Source organism: Paenibacillus antri, from assembly GCF_005765165.1.
Taxonomy (GTDB): Bacteria; Bacillota; Bacilli; order Paenibacillales; family YIM-B00363; genus Paenibacillus_AE; species Paenibacillus_AE antri.
In genome coordinates, this window is sequence record NZ_VCIW01000001.1 from 86,666 (window position 1) to 94,597 (window position 7,932).

Here is a 7,932-nt window from a genome sequence, read left to right on the forward strand (position 1 = left end):
ACTCCTAGTTTACCATGCAAGAAGGAACAGAAGGATACCGACGGTATCCTTCTGTCTTTTCCAAATTGTTCATTATTTATTCTCGTCGATTACCTTTGTCGCTTCGTCTACCATCCACTTCTGAACATCGTCGATCGACTCGTCGGAAAGCATGAATCGGCTGAATCCATCGCTTTGAATCTTAGCTAATTGCGAGCCGAATGTCGTGACGACCTGAGAAGCGTCAAGATATTGAATGTCCGAACCGAACAAGGTCGACTTCAACGATTCCACATCGTACATATCCGCCTTATCCCCGATAAGTCGAGTCAGTACCGCCTCGTGATCGGCCTTCTTCCAGCCGGAGAACTCCATGCGAGCTTCCGAATCCACCGTGGTCAAGAAGCGCATGAGCTGGAAGGAAGCATCCTTCTGTTTCGAAGTCGCGCCCATCGCGACATGGCCGCCTCCGACGAAATACTTGCCGCCTTCGTACTCTTTCGGAAGCGCGTGCTCCGGCGGAAGCGGAACAGGCGCGAATGCCGTTTTGAATGTATGAGGGTACTGCTCGACGTTGCCCGGATCCGGAATCATAAAGCTTCCCGAAAGCAGCATCGCGGCTTCGCCGTTGAAAAACTCCGTACGATAAGCGAGCTTCGCGGCGATGACGTCGGCGTAAGGCTTGGCCGATTTGTCGATCGACTCCATATCTTTGCGGAGCTGGAAGAAGTACTTGTACGTCGGATCCGAGAAGTGCGTCGTCCCGTCTTGATAGCGGAAAGGATCTCTCATGATCGTTTGAGCCGGCGGATTTTGGTACATCTCCCAAGTATGGAAGTAGGTTCCGTACATCTTGTCCTTCGTCAGCTTCTTCGCATATTCGCGGAAATCGTCCCACGTCCAACCGTATTTCGGAACCGGCAATCCCGCTGCATCGAGAGCATCCTTATTCAACAGGACGAATTGATAACCCGTAGAGTATTGCATCCCGTAATACGTTCCGTCGATCTGCGGATTCACGTAATATTCGTCTTCCGGGACGATCGCGTTTTTCTCGTAAAGCTCATTCAACGGCGCAAGCGCTCCGCGGGCGGCCCGTTCCATCACGGCATTCAAGCTGGGAATGCTAACGACGTCGACCTCTTCGCCCGAAGAGATCAAGAAGTCAAGCTTCTTCAACATCTCCACGGAATTGCCCGGCACCAAGACAACATGCTCTACCTTGATGTTCGGATTCTCTTGTTCGAACTGATCGAGAAGCGCTCTTGTGCTTTTCGCTTGCTCTTCGTTATCGAAGTTATAGTACTTGATGGACGCCGCTTCCGCCTCCGGAGTTGCTTCTTCCGACGTTGTCCGATCGGTTGCGGCCCCTGAATTTCCTTCCTCATTTCCTTCGTTCGCGGAGTTTGCGCCGCATGCGCCGAGCACGAAAGCCGCTGCGAGCACCATGCATAATAGTGTAGAAAACTTCTTTTTCACTTGCCTTCCCCCTATTAGTAAGTTAATCGCTTACAAGATGAGTATAAGATCGCTTTCAAACCGCCGCGTGTACGATTTTTAGGTACTAGGGGCAAATTTTTGACTTTCTCGTCAACCTTTCACCCCGCCGAGCGCGATTCCTTTAATCACGTGCTTCTGCAGCGCAATAAATACAATAAATAACGGAACGATCGCTGACAAGGAAGCCATCATCATAATCGCGTAATTATTCGTATAGTCATCCCTGAACAACGCCATACCGAGCGGGATCGTGTAGAGTTCTCTGCTGATCAAGAAGATTAACGGATTCTGATAGTCATTCCACGACCATATAAATTTAATGATTCCCACCGTTGCTAATATCGGTTTACACAAGGGAAGCATGATGGACCAGAAAATTTTGAAATGGCCGGCCCCGTCGATTCTCGCCGCTTCGATAAAATCGTTATTGACGCCCATCATGAATTGGCGCAGTAGAAACGTGAAATAAATCGAGAACATGTCCATCATGATCAGCGAGGCATGCGTATCGTACAGCCCGAACCAGCGAACCAATAAAAATCTTGGAACAAGCGTCGCCTGCGCCGGGATAATCATGTAGGACAGCAACAAGATGAATACAAGATCCCTTCCCCGAAATCTCAGTTTCGTTAACGAGTAGGCGGCCATGGACGAGAACGCGATCGTCAACAACGTAACCGCTAAAGAGATCTTAATCGAGTTAAGGTAAAAGGTATAAAAGGGGACGCTTCCCATCCACACCGCTTTAAAATTGTATACCACGTTAATGGTTTCAGGAATCCATTGAATCGGAAATACCATGACATCGGTTTCGAATTTGAAGGCCGCCGACGTCATCCATAGCAAAGGGATGAGGAAAAACACGGACAACGCCGTCATGATTACGGTCGTTATGATTTTCGACAAACGATTTTTTATCCAGATCATGGTGTAGATTCCTCCCTGCGTCACGCCGCATCTTCTTTTCTGAATTTCCAAGTTACGGCGGTAATCAATGAAATAATCGCGAAAAGCAGCCACGAAATCGCCGAAGCGTACCCCATGTTATAGTTGATGAACCCTTCTTCGTAGATTCGGAAAACGACCACTGTGGAAGAGTTATGCGGGCCGCCGCCCGTTAAGAAAGCGATGATATCGAACACTTTAAACGAAGCGATTAACATCGTAATGAATAAGAAGAACGTGGTCGGTCGCAGCATCGGAATCGTTATCTTAAAAAACTTCTGCAGCTCGGAGGCGCCGTCGATATCCGCCGCCTCGTACAGTTCGTCGGAAATGTTCGTCAATCCGGCCAGATAGATAATGATAATATACCCGAGCCCCGCCCACGCGCTTATGATCGCGATCGATAACAACGAAGTGTCCGGGTCCGCCAACCACGTCGGCAGCTCCGCGATCCCGAGACGCCTCAAGAACTGATTGACCGGCCCCAAGGAAGGATGTAACAGCGCGCTCCAGACCGTCGCGATCGCGATGATCGAGGAGATGTAGGGAATAAAAAATACGACCTTAAAGTATCCCTGCCAGTACACCTTCGTATGAATGATTACCGCCATGACTAACGCAATCGCGATCGAGACCGGCACCGTCAATACCGTATAGTATAGATTGTTCTTTAAGGCCAGAATAATGCTCGAATCTTGGAACATCTTCATGTAATTATCCAATCCGATAAATCGAATCCCGGATAAGCCGGAAATCAAATCCCACTCCGTAAAACTTAAATAGAGCGAAAACACTAAAGCGAAAGCGTTAAATAGAAGCATCCCGATCAATTCCGGCAAAAGAAACAGCCACCCCGTCAACGCTTCCTTCCGCTTCTGGTTCCACACTGTTCTGTGGCGTTGGAACTCTCCCACCGCTATCACCCCTGCAAGTATCATGTTATAGGTGTACTATAAAGCATTATTTCGTTTCGCAATGGGCAGATTATGACCTGCGAAGGGTAAAAATTTTACCTTGCATCCTTGAGGTCGGCGACGGCCTCATCCTAGCTCCGGAGCGTCGGTCAGTTCAATGATCGGCTCTTTCGTACCGTGCAGCTCGAAAATAACGAATTCATTGAGGCCCTTGCGGAGCAGCGGTCCCGGGAGGTACAGCGTGCGCTGCGGCCCCTTCTCCCAGTAACGCCCAAGATGGAAACCGTTGATCCATACGACGCCCTTCGTCCAACCTTCCAAACGGACGAACGTATCCGCGATGTCATCCACCGTCAGCTCGCCTTTGTAAAAGACGGGGGTCTCCGCCGTTACCCGCTTGGCCGGAAAGCTCTGGAACGGAACGGCATCAAGCGCGTCAAGCGGCAACGGGTACATCTTCCAATCGAACAAGAATTGATTGTCGAGCCTAACGCCTTCAGTAATTCCTTTACAATCCTTGAGCTGAGGTCCGTAGTTCACTCGGCCCATGTTTTCGACAAGGATATCGAGCGTAGCCCCTTGCGGCGGTATATCCACCACAAGCGGTTTCGGCTCCCACCGCTCGACCGTTCCGATATATAGCCCGTCTATGAACACCTGCGCGCGATCGCGAACCTCCTGCAGATGCAGCTCCTGTCCAACGCGCGGGCCCGACACTTGCGTTCGGTACAAGATGAAGCCGTAACCCTGACCGAGCTTCTCCATCGGTTCCGGGCAGCTGCGTCTCGCCGGTTCGGACAGCGCCTCCAGACAACCGAACAGGTCGGCGGCTTGCGACATCTTCACCGCACCGTACCGTTTCTTCCGCGACGATTCGGGCAAGTCTGCCGACACTTCGGCTCCGTGCTTCCGCAGCACCTCTCGTACCTCGATATACTTCTCCGTGACGTCGCCGCACTCGGACAACGGCGCATCGTAATCGTAACTGGTCACGGTCGGTTCATACTTGTCCTGGTAGTTCGCTCCGTTGTAAAAACCGAAGTTGGTGCCCCCATGGAACATATAGAAATTGACGGACGCCCCCGCCTGCAGCATGCGGTCGAACACGTCGGCGACATCGTTCGCCTCGCGCGAGTGATGCGGCTTGAGCCAATGGTCGAACCAGCCGTTCCAATACTCCATGCAGACGAGCGGCTCCTCCGGACGATATTCCCGAAACTTCGCGAACTCCTCCTCCGGTCTGGAACCGAAATTCACGGTTGCGAGCGCGTCGGGCAACGTACCGCCTTGCAGCATGGAGTCGGTCGGACCGTCCGAGGTAAACAGCAAGACGTCCGCGCCCCGCGCCTCCAGACCTGTCTTCAGATACGCCAAGTACTCCCGATCGTTGCCATAGCTGCCGTATTCGTTCTCGATTTGCATCGCGATGATCGGTCCGCCGTTCGTGCTCAGCAGCGGCACGAGCTTCGGCAGAAGCGCATCGTAATAGGCATCGACCTTCCGCAAATAGACGTCATCCATGCATCGCAGACGGATGTCCGAATGACGCAGCAACCAGGCCGGCAGCCCGCCGAATTCCCATTCGGCGCAAATGTAGGGACTCGGCCTCACGATGACATGCAGACCCAGCTCCCCCGCCAGCGTGACGAATCGCTCAACGTCCGCAATGCCGTCGAAGCGGAACGTCCCTTCTCTGGGTTCGTGTAAATTCCACGGAACGTATGTCTCCACCGTGTTAAAGCCGCACGCCTTCAGCTTTACTAGCCGATCCTCCCAGTATTCCGGGACGATGCGAAAGTAATGAACGGCTCCCGAAAGGATCCGAAACGGCTTTCCCCCTAAATAAAACTGCGATTTCCTTACCTCAAGATTCGCCAACGTTATCCCTCCGATATCAAAGATCGCTTCGTATCATCGTACCAATACCCGTTTATTCCTCGTTCCAGGCGGACAAGCGCCTCCAAATAAAAATAATCGCCCCAGATCGTGAAATCGTCCGGGGATGAATTGCCCCTGACATGGTAGGAGCCTCTTTTTATAAATCCGTCGACCTCCGGTTCGCCGGTCGTCGAGTAGTTCTCGACGAGCGATTTCATCGACAGCGAAACTCCTTCTGCAAAGAAACTCCGTTCCGGATCGTCGGCCGCCATCAAACTTAACAGTTCTAGAAGCCCAGCGGCGACGATGGAAGAAGCGGAACTGTCGCGATATTCGTCCGCGGTATTCGGTACATCGAAATCCCAATAGACAACGCGATCTTCGGGTAAACGCTCAAGGAAATAACGAGCCAACCGTTTCGACGTTTCTAAGTAGCGAGCATCTCTCGTATAACGGTACGACAGTGCAAAACCGTAGACCCCCCAAGCTTGTCCGCGCGTCCATGTCGATCCGTTCGTATACCCTTGCGCGGTATCGCCGCCGATCGGCTCGCCCGTTTCCATTTCGAAGCGGAACGTGTGGTAGGAAGAGTCGTCCCCCCGAACAAGATACCGGCGGCTTTTGTCGGCCTGCGCGACGGCAACTTCCCGATACTTGTCGTCGCCCGTCTGCTCGAACGCCCAATAGAGCAGCGGCAGGTTCATCATACAATCGATAATGATTTTTCCGCCGTTCCTCGGATCGGCTGCAGGCCCCCATGCTTGGATATATTGCCCCTTCTCCCTCCAGCGCAGCATCAGTTTCTCGGCGGCTCGCAACGCAAGCTCCCGTGCGCGCTCGTCCCGCTCGACGATCCATCCGGCTTTCGCGGACAGCGAATACAGAAATCCGATGTCGTGATGATCTAACACTCGGTTTGCCTCTAAGCGCTCGCGAAAACTTTGAATGGTTCCGACGGCTGCATCGCGGAACTCCGCGTCCTTGCTATATTCATAACAAAGCCACAGAATGCCGGACCAGAAGCCCTCGGTCCAATCGTTGTTGGGAGTCAGTGTGTACTTCTTTCCCCCGTCCGTGCTCACGTGAGGAAATCGGCCTTTATATTTTTCAATATTCCGCTTTGTCTTCGACAGCGCGTCTTCAATGGCTCGTTTCCAAAGACTCATGCTTGTTCCCCTGCTCTCTTTGTCATGTTATAGGTGAAATATAGAGCAATTTCCCGTTTCGCATTGGAATGATTCTGACCGGCGAGGGGTAAAATTTTGACTTTCTACCGCGACACGAAAAAAGCCGTTTCATTTTGCGAAAATGAAACGGCTTACTCTATCGTGGTAAGAATCATCCTGTTTCATTTACAGGATTGAATGAGACCGGGGCCATGGGTCTGGAATCCGCTCCTACCGCCCCGCGAGGGCACCGATCATGAATACAGTTCCAGTTCGATGACCGTATCCCAATCGTCCGGCAATTCCGCTCCTTTGAGCGTAATGAATGCGCCGCTCTCGATATCGGAATAACGATCGGCCATCCAAGGTACGGACACGATCAGTTCGCTGCCGTCGCGAAGGAGGCGGGCCTTCTTAATCTTCCCCTTCAGGCCTTGGAAGTAGATCGGTCCGACGCCCCGGTCGAACACATGCGCGTACAGCTTATTGCCGTTCTGCGTGTACCTTCCCCATTCCGGCTTCGGCAACGACGAGGCGCTGCAGCCGTAAATGCTGTCGCCGTTCAATCGCAGCCACTCGCCTACGCCCGCAAGCACATCTAGCGACGGCTTCGGAATTTCCCCCTTGGCGTCCGGCCCGACGTTGAGCAGCAGGTTCCCGTTCTTGCTCACGCATTCCACCAGCGTACGCACGACCTGCTTCGGCGACTTGTACGCGCGATCCTCGGCATGATAGCCCCAGTTGTCGTTAAGCGTGACGCACGCCTCCCACGGAACGGATTTCCCGTTCGCGTCGACGATTCCGCCCGGCGGAATGATCTGCTCCGGCGAATGGAAATCCCCCGCGTACTCCTCCGGCTCCGCCGCCTTGATGTTGCCGCCGAGGCGGTTATCGATGATGATGTCCGGCTGAATCGAACGGATCATCCTCACGAGTTCCGTCGCCTTCCACTTCTCCCCGGTCATATCGTCGTACGAGTAGTCGAACCACATAATGTCAATCGGGCCGTAATTCGTCAGCAGCTCGCGAACCTGGCCATGCATGTAGGTCAAATACCGGTTGAAGTCTATAGACTTGTCCCTGAACTCCTCGTTGTCCCGCTCCGGGTGAATGCGGTCGCCGTATGCCGGATAATCGTCATGATGCCAATCGATGATCGAGTAGTAGAAGCCTACGCCCAAGCCTTCCGAGCGGAACGCATCCACGAACTCCCGAACCAAGTCGCGACCCGCCGGCGTATTCGTCGCTTTATAGTCCGTCAGCGCGCTGTCGAACAGACAGAAGCCGTCGTGATGCTTCGTCGTCAGCACCGCGTACTTCTGTCCCGCCAGCTTCGCGGCGCGCGCCCAGGCCCGCGGGTCGTACCGAGCGGCATCGAACTCCTCCAAATAGGGCTGATAGGCCTCGTTGCTGATCCGTTCCACGCTCCGGACCCACTCTCCGCGCGCGGGGATCGCATACACCCCCCAATGAATGAACATGCCGATTCGGTCGTGCATGAACCACTTTATGCGTTCTGGATAATCTCCGTATTTTTCCATAGACGTTTT

The 7,932-nt window shown here is 53.1% G+C and carries 6 protein-coding genes; all 6 read right to left on the reverse strand.

Translation table 11 applies throughout. The features are described from left to right. Positions 1-72: 72 nt before the first annotated feature. Positions 73-1,428 (reverse strand): ABC transporter substrate-binding protein, encoded by a 1,356-nt coding sequence (locus FE782_RS00345; RefSeq protein WP_138192363.1) that lies wholly within the window; start codon positions 1,426-1,428, stop codon positions 73-75. Positions 1,429-1,569: 141 nt separating this feature from the next. Further along, positions 1,570-2,406, reverse strand: a complete 837-nt coding sequence (locus FE782_RS00350; RefSeq protein WP_138191364.1) for a carbohydrate ABC transporter permease — start codon at positions 2,404-2,406, stop codon at positions 1,570-1,572. 20 nt (positions 2,407-2,426) lie between these two features. Next, the gene (locus FE782_RS00355; protein ID WP_238392276.1) at positions 2,427-3,338 is read right to left on the reverse strand and encodes a carbohydrate ABC transporter permease; all 912 of its coding nucleotides are present in this window, start codon (positions 3,336-3,338) and stop codon (positions 2,427-2,429) included. Between the two features lie 126 nt (positions 3,339-3,464). Next, positions 3,465-5,216 (reverse strand): glycoside hydrolase family 35 protein, encoded by a 1,752-nt coding sequence (locus FE782_RS00360; RefSeq protein WP_138191368.1) that lies wholly within the window; start codon positions 5,214-5,216, stop codon positions 3,465-3,467. A gap of 2 nt (positions 5,217-5,218) precedes the next feature. After that, positions 5,219-6,382, reverse strand: coding sequence for a glycoside hydrolase family 88 protein (locus tag FE782_RS00365; protein WP_138191370.1), 1,164 nt, complete (start codon positions 6,380-6,382; stop codon positions 5,219-5,221). Between the two features lie 254 nt (positions 6,383-6,636). Further along, entirely contained in the window at positions 6,637-7,923 is a 1,287-nt protein-coding gene (locus tag FE782_RS00370) for an alpha-L-fucosidase (RefSeq protein WP_158299184.1), read from the reverse strand. Between the last annotated feature and the right edge of the window lie 9 nt (positions 7,924-7,932).